This is a genomic window from Streptomyces violaceoruber (assembly GCF_033406955.1).
Lineage (GTDB): Bacteria > Actinomycetota > Actinomycetes > Streptomycetales > Streptomycetaceae > Streptomyces > Streptomyces violaceoruber.
On sequence record NZ_CP137734.1, the window covers coordinates 2,869,650 to 2,883,977 of the forward strand.

Annotated in this window: 15 protein-coding genes and 1 tRNA gene; 8 read left to right on the forward strand and 8 right to left on the reverse strand. The window is 72.8% G+C overall.

Features of this window, described 5'->3' with window-relative positions:
- Window positions 1–88: 88 nt before the first annotated feature.
- The 6 genes from R2E43_RS12435 to R2E43_RS12460 all read right to left on the reverse strand — a co-directional run bounded on the left by R2E43_RS12435 (window position 89) and on the right by R2E43_RS12460 (window position 5,533).
- Complete coding sequence (locus R2E43_RS12435; RefSeq protein ID WP_162495247.1) at window positions 89–1,354, reverse strand: HD-GYP domain-containing protein; 1,266 nt, start codon at window positions 1,352–1,354, stop codon at window positions 89–91.
- Window positions 1,351–2,676: an HD-GYP domain-containing protein gene (locus R2E43_RS12440; RefSeq protein ID WP_332056199.1), complete on the reverse strand. Its 1,326-nt coding sequence runs from the start codon at window positions 2,674–2,676 to the stop codon at window positions 1,351–1,353. Before R2E43_RS12440 ends, R2E43_RS12435 begins: the two co-directional genes overlap by 4 nt.
- Before the next feature lie 128 nt (window positions 2,677–2,804).
- Window positions 2,805–3,122: a mycothiol system anti-sigma-R factor gene (rsrA, locus tag R2E43_RS12445; RefSeq protein ID WP_003973755.1), complete on the reverse strand. Its 318-nt coding sequence runs from the start codon at window positions 3,120–3,122 to the stop codon at window positions 2,805–2,807.
- Entirely contained in the window at window positions 3,119–3,802 is a 684-nt protein-coding gene (gene sigR / locus R2E43_RS12450; protein ID WP_003973756.1) for an RNA polymerase sigma factor SigR, read from the reverse strand. The genes rsrA and sigR overlap by 4 nt, the downstream gene beginning before the upstream one ends.
- A 257-nt stretch (window positions 3,803–4,059) precedes the next feature.
- Complete coding sequence (locus tag R2E43_RS12455) at window positions 4,060–4,695, reverse strand: alpha/beta hydrolase family protein (RefSeq protein ID WP_332057113.1); 636 nt, start codon at window positions 4,693–4,695, stop codon at window positions 4,060–4,062.
- 22 nt (window positions 4,696–4,717) lie between these two features.
- Window positions 4,718–5,533 carry an SOS response-associated peptidase gene (locus tag R2E43_RS12460; RefSeq protein WP_011030116.1) on the reverse strand — a complete coding sequence of 272 codons (816 nt, stop codon included), beginning with the start codon at window positions 5,531–5,533 and terminating at the stop codon, window positions 4,718–4,720.
- Window positions 5,534–5,583: 50 nt separating this feature from the next.
- Between R2E43_RS12460 and R2E43_RS12465 the strand changes: the two genes are divergently transcribed.
- The 4 genes from R2E43_RS12465 to R2E43_RS12480 all read left to right on the forward strand — a co-directional run bounded on the left by R2E43_RS12465 (window position 5,584) and on the right by R2E43_RS12480 (window position 9,298).
- A complete protein-coding gene (locus tag R2E43_RS12465; protein WP_003973759.1) occupies window positions 5,584–6,306 on the forward strand; it encodes a M50 family metallopeptidase in 723 nt (240 codons plus the stop codon).
- Between the two features lie 123 nt (window positions 6,307–6,429).
- Window positions 6,430–7,746 (forward strand): 3-phosphoshikimate 1-carboxyvinyltransferase, encoded by a 1,317-nt coding sequence (gene aroA / locus R2E43_RS12470; RefSeq protein WP_332056200.1) that lies wholly within the window; start codon window positions 6,430–6,432, stop codon window positions 7,744–7,746.
- A gap of 12 nt (window positions 7,747–7,758) precedes the next feature.
- The gene (gene rsgA, locus R2E43_RS12475; RefSeq protein WP_003973761.1) at window positions 7,759–8,772 is read left to right on the forward strand and encodes a ribosome small subunit-dependent GTPase A; all 1,014 of its coding nucleotides are present in this window, start codon (window positions 7,759–7,761) and stop codon (window positions 8,770–8,772) included.
- A gap of 202 nt (window positions 8,773–8,974) precedes the next feature.
- Window positions 8,975–9,298 carry a DMT family transporter gene (locus R2E43_RS12480; protein ID WP_003973762.1) on the forward strand — a complete coding sequence of 108 codons (324 nt, stop codon included), beginning with the start codon at window positions 8,975–8,977 and terminating at the stop codon, window positions 9,296–9,298.
- A 37-nt stretch (window positions 9,299–9,335) separates the two neighbouring features.
- Here the strand turns inward: R2E43_RS12480 and R2E43_RS12485 are convergent, their stop codons facing one another.
- Window positions 9,336–9,947, reverse strand: a complete 612-nt coding sequence (locus R2E43_RS12485) for a TetR/AcrR family transcriptional regulator (RefSeq protein ID WP_011030115.1) — start codon at window positions 9,945–9,947, stop codon at window positions 9,336–9,338.
- A gap of 192 nt (window positions 9,948–10,139) precedes the next feature.
- Between R2E43_RS12485 and hisN the strand changes: the two genes are divergently transcribed.
- The 4 genes from hisN to R2E43_RS12505 all read left to right on the forward strand — a co-directional run bounded on the left by hisN (window position 10,140) and on the right by R2E43_RS12505 (window position 12,207).
- A complete protein-coding gene (gene hisN, locus R2E43_RS12490; protein ID WP_003973764.1) occupies window positions 10,140–10,940 on the forward strand; it encodes a histidinol-phosphatase in 801 nt (266 codons plus the stop codon).
- A gap of 132 nt (window positions 10,941–11,072) precedes the next feature.
- Window positions 11,073–11,480, forward strand: a complete 408-nt coding sequence (locus tag R2E43_RS12495) for a CBS domain-containing protein (protein ID WP_332056201.1) — start codon at window positions 11,073–11,075, stop codon at window positions 11,478–11,480.
- Window positions 11,481–11,666: 186 nt separating this feature from the next.
- A complete protein-coding gene (locus tag R2E43_RS12500) occupies window positions 11,667–12,083 on the forward strand; it encodes a Fur family transcriptional regulator (RefSeq protein ID WP_003973766.1) in 417 nt (138 codons plus the stop codon).
- A 50-nt stretch (window positions 12,084–12,133) separates the two neighbouring features.
- Window positions 12,134–12,207, forward strand: a tRNA-Met gene (locus R2E43_RS12505).
- Between the two features lie 119 nt (window positions 12,208–12,326).
- On the opposite strand, the gene R2E43_RS12510 is transcribed toward R2E43_RS12505, so the two are convergent.
- Window positions 12,327–14,159 (reverse strand): tetratricopeptide repeat protein, encoded by a 1,833-nt coding sequence (locus tag R2E43_RS12510; RefSeq protein ID WP_003973767.1) that lies wholly within the window; start codon window positions 14,157–14,159, stop codon window positions 12,327–12,329.
- Window positions 14,160–14,328 lie beyond the last annotated feature (169 nt).

Below are 14,328 nucleotides of genomic sequence, written 5' to 3' on the forward strand. Positions count from 1 at the left end.
TGGGCTGGCTGTGCCTTTTCGCGCCCCCGGACACCCTCTCCCGGGCATCAAACCACGTACGGCTGCGGAGGCGCTCATTACCCATGGGTTACCCAGCCGCGGGCTCGGTAAGGCTGCCTCGGGAAAGGACCCGGGCCAGCGCTTCCACCACTTCCGGAGCGTAGTCGCCCGCGGTGGCCAGGCGCAGCTCCTCCAGCGCGGTCAGGACGCCGCCGGGACCCGCGTCCCGCGCCTTCTCGTCGTAGGCGTTCACGACGCGTACGATCCGCGCGGCGACCGGCTGCTCCCGGCAGGGGTCGGCCTGCCGCTCCACCACCACCGCGACCGCCGCGTCGACGCCGGTCTGGCGGACGACGGCCCCGCCGAGCAGCGCGATCCGCCGCTGTTCGGTGACCGGCAGGCCGGCCGTGGCACCCGCCGGGACCGGGTCGACCAGGCTCAGCTGACCGATGTCGTGCATGAGGGCCGCGTACTCCAGCACGGTCAGCTCGGCCCCCGACAGCCCCAGGTCCCGGCCGACGGCCACCCCGAGCCCGGCGACGCGGCGCGCGTGCCCGGCCGGGGTGTATCCGGCGATCTCGGTGGCGCGGGCCAGGGAGGCGATGGTCTGCCGGTAGGTGGCCCGGACGGCCGCGTACCGCCGGTAGGAGAGCTGGGCGAGCAGCAGGGGCACGGAGAAGACGGGGAGCGCCCACAGTCCCGCGACGCTCACCGCGAGCGCCATCACCGCGCCGGTCGCGCACACCGCCGACGTGATCCCGACCATGCCGCGCAGCTCTTCGCGCAGCAGGGGCCCGAAGGGCCAGCCGGTGCGCGCGTGCGCGGGTGCCGCGGCGAGCACCGCGTCGCACAGCGTGGTCAGGGCGAGCAGCCCGAGCAGCAGCAGCGCGTAGGCGGGGCCGCTCCAGTCGTCGAAGACGCCCTGGTTGGACAGCGGCCGGAAGCACACGGCGGCGAAACCGACGGTGAGCACGCGCCGCGCCAGGTGGTCGAGGACGGGCCCGCTGCCGCGCGCGACGTAGGGCACGCTGCCGAGCAGCGAGGCGGCGAGCACGACGGTGACGGTCTCGGCCACACCGTGGTGCGCGGGCTGCCCGGCGACGTCTCCGAGCAGCGCGTACGCCAGCGCGCCCGCGGCCCCGAGCGGAGCCGCCTCCCGGGCCTCGGCGCCGGTCCGCCGGGTCAGCTCACCGAGGACGACCAGCCCTCCGAAGGCCAGCGCGACGGGCCGCTGGGCGGGCCCCGCCCCCAGCACGGAGGCGAGACATCCGAGCGCGAGGAGCCCGGCACAGCCGGGTACGAGGAGGACGGCCGCCGGCGGCGAGGACCGGGCCGGCGGCTGCAAGGGCGTCATGGCGCTCCCCTGCCGACGCTGTCCCGCGCGTCCTCGCCCCGGTCCGGTGCCGGTCCGGCGGTGCGGGCGAGCGGGGAGTCCGCCGTGACGGACGGGCGCCAGCCGTGCCGGCCGAGGGCTCGGACCAGTGCCCGCACCATCCGCGGGTCGAACTGTCCGCCGGCACACCGCTGGAGCTCCGCCAGCGCCGTCGCGACGGGCCGGGCCCTGCTGTAGGAGCGCGTGGACGTCATCGCGTCGAAGGCGTCGGCGACGGCCACCACCCGGGCCGACTCGGGGATCCGGTCGCCGGCCAGCCCGTAGGGATAGCCGCTGCCGTCCAGCCGTTCGTGGTGGTGCAGGACGGCGGCGCGGGCCTCTCCCAGGAAGCGGATGCCGCGCACCATCTCGTGCCCGTACTCGGGGTGCAGTTCGATCACCCGGCGCTCCTCGGGCGTCAGCGGGCCGTCCTTGCGCAGCAGCCGGGTGGGCACGCCGAGCTTGCCCACGTCGTGCAGGATCCCGGCGAAGCGCAGGGTCTCGACGCGTTCGTCGTCCATGCCCAGCTCGCGGGCGATCATCATGGAGGCCTGGCCGACGCGTTCGCTGTGGCCGCGCGTGTAGCCGTCCTTGATGTCGACGGCCTGCACGAGGGCGCGGATGGTCGCCTGGTGCGCGGCCCGCTCACGGTGGTACTGGGCGAAGGCCCACCAGGCCACGCACATCGGCAGCAGCACGAGCAGCGCGGCCACCGGACCGTACGGGCTGCGCCACAGGACGGCCATCATGAGCCCGGCGAGCCCGTGCACGGCGATCGGCGCGAGCGACCGGGAGAGCAGTCCCCGCCACGCCCGGCTCGGCGGCACGTGGTCGGCGAGGGTCAGGATGCCGCCGTCCAGCACGGTGAGGACCAGGCAGAAGGCGAGTACGGCCGCCCCGGCCGGCACGAGGGCGTACGGGAAGGCGGGCTCGACGACCGCGTCCCGGCCCCCGAGCCGCCAGTGGACACAGGCCGCGGCCCACACGGCGAGGGTCAGCTGCGCGGCCCGCCACACGCGCCGCAGACCGAGGGGACGGCGCGGCACCGGGGCCAGCAGGGCTCCCGGCAGTGCCACGAGCGCGGCGGCGGGCGGCGGCAGCAGGAAGGCGCCGGCGAGCAGGACGGGGTAGCAGGTCCCGACGAAGCGGGACCGCGCGACCAGCTCGGACCCCGCGTACAGCCCCGCCAGCAGCAGCACCGCCCACCAGGGCGCGTGCACCGCGGGCAGCGGTCGCAGGCAGAGCAGGGCGGTGAGGGCGACGACGGCCACGTACACACGTGCCCGCGCCGGTACCGCGTCCATCAGCCCCTCCCCTGGCCACGCCTGTCAGGCTCAGGAGCCTAGGACGGCGGCGGGGAGGCCGCGGGCAGATAACCCGCGGATTAGCACGTACGAGTGACTTCTGGCCGAGTCGCGACGCTCAGGGCGGCTCAGGACTCCTGCGGAGCCGACGACGACGGTGCGGCCGCGACGTCGTGTTCCGGCACGGACTGCCCGGACCGGATCAGGTCCAGCCGTCCCATCACCTTGGCCCGCAGGTCACCGGGCACGTCGTCCTGCCCGCAGCACCGCTTGACCAGCTTCTTCACGGCCTGCTCCAGCCCGTACTTCTCCAGGCAGGGCGAGCACTCCTCGAAGTGGTGCTCGAACTTCACGCAGTCCGAGTCCGGCATCTCTTTGTCGAGAAACTCGTAGAGATGATCGAGGATTTCGCTGCAATCCGTCTCGTGCGGCTCTCCGCAGCTCATGACCCCGAGCCTTTCGCTTCGTTCGACTCTCCGGCGCCGGCGGGGACCAGACCGCGGTCGCGGGCGTAGTCCTCCAGCATGCCGCGCAGCTGACGGCGTCCACGGTGCAGCCGGGACATCACCGTACCGATGGGTGTCCCCATGATGTCCGCGATCTCCTTGTAGGCAAAGCCCTCGACGTCCGCCAGATACACGGCGATACGGAATTCCTCGGGGATCGCCTGGAGCGCCTGCTTCACGTCCGAGTCGGGCAGGTGGTCGAGCGCCTGCGACTCCGCGGAGCGCAGACCCGTCGACATGTGCGACTCGGCACGGGCGAGCTGCCAGTCCTCGATCTCCTCGGCCGCGCTGCGCTGGGGTTCGCGCTGCTTCTTGCGGTACGAGTTGATGAAGGTGTTGGTGAGGATGCGGTACAGCCACGCCTTGAGGTTGGTGCCCTCGCGGAACTGGTGGAAGGACGCGTACGCCTTGGCGTAGGTCTCCTGCACCAGGTCCTCGGCGTCGGCCGGATTACGCGTCATGCGCAGCGCGGCCGAGTACATCTGGTCGAGGAACTCCAGCGCGTCCCGCTCGAAGCGCGCGCTGCGCTCCGCGGTCGACTCCGCGCCCGTACCCCGGCCCTCGGGCTGCTCCGCCTGGCCGTGTTCGGTCCCTGCGTCGGTCCCAGTGACCGGACCCACCTCCTCCGATGTCGTCGTGAAACCGAGACCGGTCTCACTCGAATCGGAGGATAGACGACGATCCGGTCCGCCCGCCGCCCGAATAGGGGCGGTCTTAGCAGCGTGCAGCACGGTCCAGTCCAGGTCGGCGCGGCTGCTGCGACTCGGGCAGAAGGCTGAACCCATGCGGCGGACTTCCTCTCCTACGGCGTCGGTGCTGATTCTCAGCAACGTACGAACGGCACAACAGTGGCCGTCCGCCGGTCATTCCCAGGCGTTCAGCCGAGTGAGCCGGCCCACTGGGCCACGCCGTCGGTGATCAGCTCCAGCGCCCTTTCCTGGCTGATCTCCGCCCGTTTGGGCACGGCGAAGCCGTGGTCGCCGTACGGCACCTCGATCAGCTCGTAGGTCCCCCCGGGCGCCTCGGGGAACTCCTGCGGCCTGCCGAAGGGGTCGTTGCCGCCCTGGACCACGAGGGTGGGCACGCCGGCCCCGAGCAGCTCGTCGGCGCGGGACTTCTCCGGCCTGCCCGGCGGGTGCAGGGGGAAGCTGAGGGCGAGGACGGCGCGGGCGCCCAGTTCGCCGGCGGTGCGGCAGGCGACACGGGCGCCGGCGCTGCGGCCGCCCGAGATCACCGGCAGGCCGGGGGCGGCGAGCGCGGGCCAGACGCCCCGCCACCCGGTGTCGAGGGTCTTCGGCACGGGCGCCAGCTTCCTGCCCGCCACCCGCCAGGGCTGCTCGACGAGGGCCACGCTCACCCCGTGGGCGGGCAGTGCGGCCGCCAGCGCCTTCAGGTCGCGCGCCTCGATGCCGCCGCCGGCCCCGTGGCTCACGGCGAGCACCAGCCGGGGCTGCTTCGCCCGGTGCCAGGTGATGCGGGCGGGGCCCGCATCCGTCTCGACCGCCTTCGTCACAACCTCTGTCGCATCCGTCACGTCAGAAGAGTGTGCCCTCTTCCGGTGCTTCCAGCTCCTCGAGCAGCTCCGGTCCGTTGTTGCGGACGTTGCTCACGGCCGTCGAGACGGGGAAGGCCCGCATCAGGCCGGTGGGCGGGGGTGCCAGCAGGGAGGTCAGCTCGTCGGGGTCGGTGCGCGCCGGATCGAGCCAGTCGTCCCAGCGGTCCGGCGTCAGCATCAGCGGCATCCGGGGGTGGATGTCGGCCAGGGCGTGCGGACCGTCGGCCGGGGCGACGGCGAGTGGTGTGGTCTCGGCCTCGGTCGTGATCACCGAGCACGTCACCCACCAGGCCTGCGGATGGTCGTCGGGCAGCGTCCTGTCCCGCCAGAACTCGTAGAGCCCGGCCATGGCGAACACGGAGCCGTCGGCGGGGGTCACGAAGTACGGCTGCTTGCGCGGCCGCTTCTTGCGCCCTTCGACCTCCAGGTCCCGCTCCTGCTTGCCGGTGACCCACTCGTAGTAGCCGTCGGCGGGCAGGATGCAGCGCCGGGTGCTGAAGGCGCGGCGGTAGGAGGGCTTCTCGTGGACGGTCTCCGCGCGGGCGTTGATCATCCGGGCGCCGCCCTCGGGCGTCTTGGACCAGGAGGGGACGAGGCCCCACTTCAGCTTCCGCAGCTGGCGAACCGGCTCCGGGTCCTCGACGTCTTTCAGGGGACGGTCCAGGACGGCGTAGACCTCCTTGGTGGGGGCCACGTTGTAGTCGGGTTCCAAGCTCTCCTTGGGCTCCCACTTCTCGATCTCGAAGATTCCCGCGAGATCCTCGGGTCGACGACTCGCCGCATACCGTCCGCACATACGTGCCACACTGCCAGACCCCGCGCTAGTACGAGGAGCCCTCCCCGAACATGGACCACCTCGCAACGGCCTCGCTCACCTCCCTGTGGGACGAGGTCTCCGGCATCCAGCCCGATCCCGACCTGTGGGTGGTGGTCGCGACCCTGGTGGCGGCGCTCGCCGTCGTCGCGACGCGCGGATCGTGGCGGATAGCGCGCAACGCGATCACCATCGCGCACGAGGGCGGTCACGGCCTGGTGGCCCTGCTGACCGGCCGTACCCTCACCGGGATCACCCTGCACTCGGACACCAGCGGTCTGACGGTGAGCCGGGGCAAGCCGCACGGCGTCGGCATGATCCTCACCGCGGTCGCCGGTTACACCGCTCCGCCGCTGCTCGGCCTCGGCGGCGCCGCGCTGCTGGCGGCCGGACGCATCACGCTGCTGCTGTGGCTGGCGACGGCGCTGCTGGTGGCCCTGCTGGTGATGGTCCGCAACGCGTACGGGGTGCTGACGGTCGTGGTCACCGGCGGCACGTTCGTCCTGGTGTCGTGGCTGGCCGGGCCGCAGGTGCAGGCGGCGTTCGCGTACGCGGTGGTCTGGTTCCTTCTCCTCGGCGGGGTGCGCCCGGCCTTCGAGCTGCAGGCCAAGCGGTCGCGGGGCGGCGCCGGCGACTCGGACGCCGACCAGTTGGCGCGGCTGACCCACGCGCCGGCGGGAGTGTGGTTCTTCCTCTTCCACGCGGTGTCGCTGTGCTCGCTGATCGGCGGGGCGCGCTGGCTGCTGGAGCTGTGAGACGCCGGGCACCCTCCACCCGCTCCGCATATATGCACGGCAAGTGCACTGTTGCGCTTTCGGTCAGGTTTCGGCGCTTTTGATCAAGATCTCCGATCGTCCTCAGCCATTAAAGTGGGCCCCATGACCGTGAACCCCACGCACACCGCCCTCTGGCCCGCCCCGCACGCGAGCGGAGCCGTCGACGCGACCGTCCACGTGCCCGGGTCCAAGTCGGTCACCAACCGCGCCCTGGTGCTGGCCGCCCTCGCCTCCGAGCCCGGCTGGCTGCGCCGCCCGCTGCGCTCCCGTGACACCCTGCTGATGGCCGAGGCGCTGCGCATGATGGGCGTCGAGATCGAGGAGGGCGTCGGCCCCGAGGGCACCGGCGAGTTCTGGCGGGTCATCCCGGCGGGGCTGCGCGGCCCGGCCACGGTCGACGTCGGCAACGCCGGCACGGTCATGCGCTTCCTGCCGCCGGTCGCCACACTGGCCGACGGCGCCGTCCGTTTCGACGGCGACCCGCGGTCGTACGAGCGTCCGCTGCACGGCGTGATCGACGCGCTGCGCGTCCTGGGCGCCCGCATCGACGACGACGGGCGCGGCGCGCTGCCGCTGACCGTGCACGGCGGCGGGGCCCTGGAGGGCGGCCCGGTCGAGATCGACGCATCCTCCTCCTCCCAGTTCGTCAGCGCCCTGCTGCTGTCCGGGCCGCGCTTCAACCAGGGCGTCGAGGTGCGCCACACCGGTTCCGCGCTGCCCTCCATGCCGCACATCCGCATGACGGTCGACATGCTGCGCGCGGTCGGCGCCCAGGTCGACACCCCCGAGTCCGGCGGCGAGCCGAACGTGTGGCGGATCACGCCGGGTGCGCTGCTCGGCCGGGACCTGACCGTCGAGCCGGACCTGTCGAACGCGCAGCCGTTCCTGGCGGCGGCGCTGGTGACCGGCGGCAAGGTGGTGATCCCCGACTGGCCGTCCCGCACCACCCAGCCCGGCGACCGGCTGCGCGAGATCTTCACCGACATGGGCGGTTCCTGCGAACTGACGGACTTCGGACTCGTGTTCACCGGATCGGGTGCGATCCACGGCATCGACGTCGACCTGAGCGAGGTCGGCGAGCTGACCCCGGGGATCGCGGCCGTCGCCGCCCTCGCGGACTCCCCCTCGACCCTGCGCGGCGTGGCCCATCTGCGGCTGCACGAGACGGACCGGCTGGCCGCGCTCACCAAGGAGATCAACGAACTCGGCGGTGACGTCACCGAGACCGCCGACGGTCTGCACATCCGCCCGCGCCGTCTGCACGGCGGCGTCTTCCACACCTACGACGACCACCGCATGGCCACCGCCGGCGCCGTCCTCGGTCTCACGGTGGAGGGCGTGCAGATCGAGAACGTGGCGACGACCGCCAAGACCCTGCCCGACTTCCCCGACCTGTGGACCGGGATGCTCGGGGCGTAGGGACGGATCGCCATGCGCCGCTACGGCAAGCACACCGACGAGGACGACATCCGCTCCCGCCCCAACCGCAAGGGCAACCGACCGCGCACCCACATCCGGCCCAAGCACGAGGACGCCGCCGAGGGCCTGGTCCTCACCGTGGACCGCGGCCGGCTGACCTGCCTCGTCGACGACCGGGTCGTCATGGCGATGAAGGCGCGCGAGCTGGGCCGCAAGGCAGCAATCGTGGGTGACCGGGTGGCCCTGGTCGGCGACCTCACCGGCAAGAAGGACACGCTCGCACGCATCGTCCGCATCGAGGAGCGCACCTCGGTCCTGCGCCGCACGGCCGACGACGACGACCCCTACGAGCGGGTCGTCGTCGCCAACGCCGACCAGCTCGCCATCGTCACCGCCCTCGCCGACCCCGAGCCGCGCCCCCGCCTCATCGACCGCTGCCTGGTCGCGGCGTTCGACGGCGGCCTCACCCCGCTGCTGGTGATGACCAAGTCGGACCTGGCACCGCCGGACGAACTCCTCGAGCTGTACGGCGCGTTGGACATCCCGTACGTCGTCACCAGCCGGGAGGAGCTGGAGAACGGCGCCGCCGCCGACCTGGTGCGCGAGCACCTGGACGGGAAGATCACGGCCTTCGTCGGCCACTCCGGCGTCGGCAAGACGACCCTGGTCAACACCCTGGTGCCCGAGGACCGCCGCCGGGTGACGGGGCACGTCAACGCGGTGACGGGGCGCGGCCGGCACACCACGACCTCGGCCCTCGCCCTGCCGCTGTCCTCCGCGGCGGGCGGCTGGGTCGTCGACACCCCGGGCGTACGGTCGTTCGGGCTGGCGCACATCGACCCGTCCCGGGTGATCAACGCCTTCCCCGACCTGGTGCCCGGCACCGAGGGCTGTCCGCGGGCGTGCAGCCACGACGAGCCCGACTGCGCGCTGGACGCCTGGGTCGCCGAGGGGCACGCCGACCCGGCCCGGCTGTACTCGCTGCGCCGGCTGCTGTCGACGCGGGAACGCAAGGAAGGCGACTGACCATCGCGTTGTTTGGCGTGCCGTGCAGCCGGTAAGTGCATAATCGCACCAAGCCGGAACCAAGCCTGAGCAAAGCCGGACGAAGTCGTTGTCGCACAAGTCGTCGTCGCACGAAGTCGTCGTCCAACGAAGTCGTGGTCGGACGAGGCCACCGATCGGCATCGGCACAGCGGTCGCGGTAGGGACCACGGGAGGACAAGACATGGCGTGGCTGCTGGTCATAGTGGCCGGAGTGCTCGAAACCGGCTTCGCCGTCTGTCTGAAGCTGTCGCACGGCTTCACCCGGCTCTGGCCCACCATCGCCTTCTGCGCCTTCGCGCTGGGCAGCTTCGGCCTGCTGACGATGTCCCTGAAGAAGCTCGACGTCGGCCCCGCGTACGCGGTGTGGACCGGCATCGGCGCGGCGGGTACCGCCATCTACGGCATGATCTTCCTCGGCGACCTGGTCTCGACCCTGAAGATCGTCTCGATCAGCTTCGTCATCATCGGCGTGATCGGTCTGCAGCTGTCGGGCTCGGCGCACTAGGGATCCTCCCCTGCGCAGGCGCAGGCGCAGGCGGCCGCTATGCCGTCAGGCGGCGTGGCAGGGCGGTGCGTACGAGGTCGGCCACCCCGCCCTCGGCGGGCGGCGCGGCGACGCAGGAGAGGGCGAGGCGCACGGTCAGTTCGCAGGAGCGGGCCAGTTCGGCGGCGTCCGGCGGCGGGAGCGGACCGGCCCCGCCCAGGACGGCCACGGCACGGTCGCGGACCAGGCCCACGAAGTCGCCGGGCGAGGGCAGTGGACCGTCGGCCCGTCGCTGGGCCGGCACCGCGCAGGAGGAGGGCACCGCCGTCAGGGCCGGTGCGGGCAGCCGCTCGTTCCAGCACCCCGTGAGCATGGCCCGGACCAGCGCGTTGTCGCGGGCCGCCGACATCATCCACTCGGCGGTGGCGGTGAGTCGTTCACGCGGGTCGCTGGGCCCGGAGAGCGCGCGCTCCACTCCGGCGAGGTAGCCGTCGGCCTCCCGCCTCACCAGGGCCCGGGCGAGTCCCTCCTTGCTGCCGAACTCGTTGTAGAGGGTCTGCCGGGACACCCCGGCGGAAGCCGCCACGTCCACCATCCGCACGGCGGACCACGGCCGGCGCGCCAGCGCCGTGTACGCGGCGTCGAGCAGGGACTCCCGGGCTGCAGGCACCCTCGCCTCCCTCGGGCCGAGCGAACGCTGCCGGACGTGCCGAGCGACTTGCTGCCAGATTTGACGGGTATGGGAGCACTGTCAAGGGTCCTCGCACCCGTGGGGCGGAGCCCCCGCAGCGGCTCTCCCGCCCCGCCACGCCCGCCAAAGCCCTGGTAGCCCCGCCCCGCCCGCGACAGATAGCGTGACGGCATGCCCGATTACCTCGACGACCTCCGCCTCGCCCACGTGCTCGCCGACGCCGCCGACGCCGCGACGATGGACCGCTTCAAGGCCCTCGATCTGAAGGTCGAGACGAAGCCGGACATGACCCCGGTGAGCGAGGCGGACAAGGCCGCCGAGGAACTCATCCGCGGCCACCTCTCCCGCGCCCGCCCCCGCGACTCGGTCCACGGCGAGGAGTTCGGCGTGGCGGGCACCGGCCCGCGGCGTTGGGTCATCGACCCGATCGACGGCACCAAGAACTACGTGCGCGGTGTCCCCGTCTGGGCCACCCTCATCGCCCTGATGGAGGCGAAGGAGGGCGGCTACCAGCCGGTCGTCGGCCTCGTCTCGGCGCCCGCCCTCGGCCGCCGCTGGTGGGCGGTGGAGGACCACGGCGCGTTCACCGGCCGCAGCCTGACCTCCGCCCATCGGCTCCACGTCTCCCAGGTCTCCACGCTCTCCGACGCCTCCTTCGCGTACTCCTCGCTGAGCGGCTGGGAGGAGCAGGGCCGCCTCGACGGCTTCCTGGACCTGACCCGCGAGGTGTGGCGCACGCGCGCGTACGGCGACTTCTGGCCGTACATGATGGTCGCCGAGGGCTCGGTGGACCTCTGCGCCGAACCGGAGCTCTCCCTCTGGGACATGGCCGCGAACGCGATCATCGTCACGGAGGCCGGCGGCACCTTCACCGGCCTCGACGGCCGCCCCGGCCCGCACAGCGGCAACGCGGCGGCGTCGAACGGCCGGCTCCACGACGAACTGCTCGGGTATCTCAACCAGCGCTACTGAGCGCCCGCCGACTCGCCCTCCGCGCCCTCTTGTTGACCCCCGCTTTACCTGCCACTCTGAGAGTTCCCTCACTTGTGAACTTGTGAATCCATGAACTAACTCATGGATCACCGGCAGGAGGTGGCTCCACCCATGCTCGTCCGCGAAGTCATGAGCACGGTCGTCCTCACCATCGGTCCCGCCCACACGCTCCGCCAGGCCGCCGCCCTGATGTCCGCACGCCGCGTCGGCGCGGCCGTGGTGTACGACCCCGACGCCGGCGGCATCGGGATCCTCACCGAACGCGACGTCCTGGTCTCCGTCGGCCGGGGCCAGGACCCGGACACCGAGCGCACCCACAGCCACACCACCACCGACGTCGTCTTCGCCGCCCCGACCTGGACCGTGGAGGAGGCGGCGGGCGCGATGGCGCACGGCGGCTTCCGCCACCTCATCGTCCTGGACGGCGGCGAGCCCGTCGGGATCGTCTCGGTGCGCGACATCATCCGCCGCTGGGCACCGGCGCGCTCCCCGCACAACGCCCCGGCGGTGACCGCCTGACTGGGCTCTGACGGGCACTGGCCGGCCCGGGCGAGGTGCGGGCCGGCACCGGTCACCGGCCCGCACGAACCGCGCCTCTTGGCCAATGCCGCCCCGGTTCCCACAATGGACAGTGTCTAATTCGAGCAGGACTCCAAAATCACACCCATTCGGGACCTGGTCCCCCTTGCTGTTAGGCTGATGTGTATGAGTGACCTTTTGGAACGGCTGCGCGGGCGCGGCTGGCGCATGACCGCGCAGCGGCGGGTCGTGGCCGAGGTCCTCGACGGCGAACACGTCCACCTGACGGCCGACGAGGTGCACTCCCGGGCCGTGGACAAGCTCCCCGAGATCTCCCGGGCGACGGTCTACAACACCCTGGGCGAGCTGGTCTCGCTCGGCGAGGTGCTGGAGGTCGCGACGGACAAGCGCGCCAAGCGCTACGACCCGAACGCGCACCGGCCGCACCACCACCTGGTCTGCGCGCGCTGCGGCGCGATCCGCGACGTGCACCCGACCGGCAACCCGCTGGCCGACCTGCCCGACTCGGAGCGCTTCGGCTTCACGGTGTCGGACGTCGAGGTGACGTACCGCGGCACCTGCCCGAACTGCGCGGCGGCGTGAGCAGGGATTTGCCTCACGTCTTCATCGTGACGTAGTGTTCCATTCATCGACGCGGGGTGGAGCAGCTCGGTAGCTCGCTGGGCTCATAACCCAGAGGTCGCAGGTTCAAATCCTGTCCCCGCTACTGAAGGCCTGGGGCCGGGATCCGCAAGGATCCCGGCCCCAGGTGCATCCTGACCGCGTTCGGCGGTCCCCCGCCGCAGCTGCGGGCCATCGTGCCGGTGCCGCCCGAAGCGGGACGCGTCACGCCGACAGCTCCTGCCGCAAAGCGTCCCGCAGCCGAGCCGCCCGCTCCCCCACCTCCCGCGGCCCCAGCGACACCGCGAGGTCCGCCCACCGCTGCCCCTCTGCCAGCTCCCCCCGCCGCGCACAGACCAGCGCCAGCCGCAGCGCCGCCCGCCCGTGCCCGGCGTCGGCCGCCCTGCGCCACCACACGACGGCCTCGGGCTCGCTCCCTTCGCGGGCCAGCAGCAGCCCCAGGTTGAACGCACCGTTGCGGGACCCGGCCTCGGCCGCCTCGCGGTACCACCGCGCGGCCTCCACCACGTCGCCCCGCGCCGCGGCGAGCATCCCGACCCGCACCTGCGCGCGCCGGTGCCCCTGGGAGGCGGCCCGCTCGTACCACTCCTCGCACTCGGACTTGTCCTGCGCGGGCTCACCCAGCTCGTGCGCGGGCTCCGGCGGCCGACGCGCGTCCAGCACCGTCGCCAGCCGGTACGCGGCCTCCGCGCTGCCGCCCCCGGCCGCACAGCGCAGGAACCGCTCCGCCTCTTGCTCGTCCCCGCCGCGCAGCCGCGCCATCCCGACCTGGAGCGCCGCCTCGGTGTGCCCGGCGGCGGCGGCCCGCTCGTACCAGCGCAGCGCCGCCCGCTCCTCGCTCCGCCCGGCGTGCAGGATCCCGAGGTTGAAGGCGGCGTCGACGCTGCCCGCCTCGGCGGCCTTGGAGAACCACGGCTCGGCGCCGCTCTCGTCCCCGGCGCGCAGCAGCAGGATGGCCAGCGCGTTGGAGGCCTCCCGGTGCCCGGCGTAGGCGGCCCTCCGGTACCACTGCTCGGCCTGCGTGGTGCGGCCCTGCTCGGCGCAGAGCAGCCCGAGGTTGTACGCCCCGTTGTCGTCGCCCGCGTCCATCGCGGCCCGGTACCAGCGCTCCGCGGTCTGGGTCTCGCCGCGCTCGGCGTGCAGCGCGCCCAGGGCGTTGGCGGCGTTGCCGTCGCCGTCCTGGGCGGCGCGCAGCCACCACACGGCGGCGCTCTCGGTGTCCCCGGCGTCCCGCAGCAGGAAGCCGAGCGCGCAGGCGGCGCGGGCCTCGCCGTCCTTGGCGGACGTGAGGTACCAGCGGCCCGCCTCCTTGAGCTCGCCGCGCTTCTCCAGGATCGTCCCCAGGTGCAGCGCGCCGCGCCGGTGACCGCGCGCGGCGGCCTGCCGGTACCACTGCTCGGCCTCGTCGGCCGCGCGTGCGGCGGCCTTGTCGTCGCCGTCCCGCCCGGCCCGCCGGTCCAGCGTCCGCGCCAGCCGGTACGCCGCTTCCCGGTGCCCGCGTTCGGCCGCGGCCCGCATCCACCGCTCGGACCCGGTGTCGTCGCCGCGGTGCTCCAGCAGGTCGGCGAGCGCGTAGGCGCCCAGCACGTGCCCCTGTTCCGCGGACTGGCACAGCCAGTACTCGGCGGCGGGCTCGTCCCCGCGTTCCCGGAAGTGCCGGCCGAGCGCGTGCGCGGCGGCGGCGGATCCGGCGACGGCGGCGATGCGCCACCAGCCGGCGGCCTCGTCGGCGTATCCGCGCTGGTGCAGCAGGACGCCCAGGTTGTTGGCGGCGGCCCGGTCGCCGGCCGCGGTGGCGGCACGCAGGTGCGACTCGGCTGCGTCGAAGTCGCCACGGCGCAGCAGCATCGCGCCGAGCACGCTCATCGCCTCGACGTCACCACAGTCGACGGCGAGCCGCAGGCGCACTTCCTCGGCGGCCTCGTCGGCGGCTTCCTGAGCCTCGTCCGTGGCCTCCTCCTGACCGGAAAGCTGACCGGAAGGCTGCGCAAAACGCCCTGTCCCGAACAGATTTGCCATGTCCCCCATAACGTTCATCGTCGCACCACCCGCAACCTCGGTACATCCGGTATACCGCAGTCAGTGAGGTCACTTCAGCGTTTTGTCGACATGCCCACAGGGAGACAAGTCAAACACAGATCTGCCCAACTCCCCTTGGCGGCGCGGCCGTCGCGTTCTCCGGTACATGCGTTCGCACATCACGAAG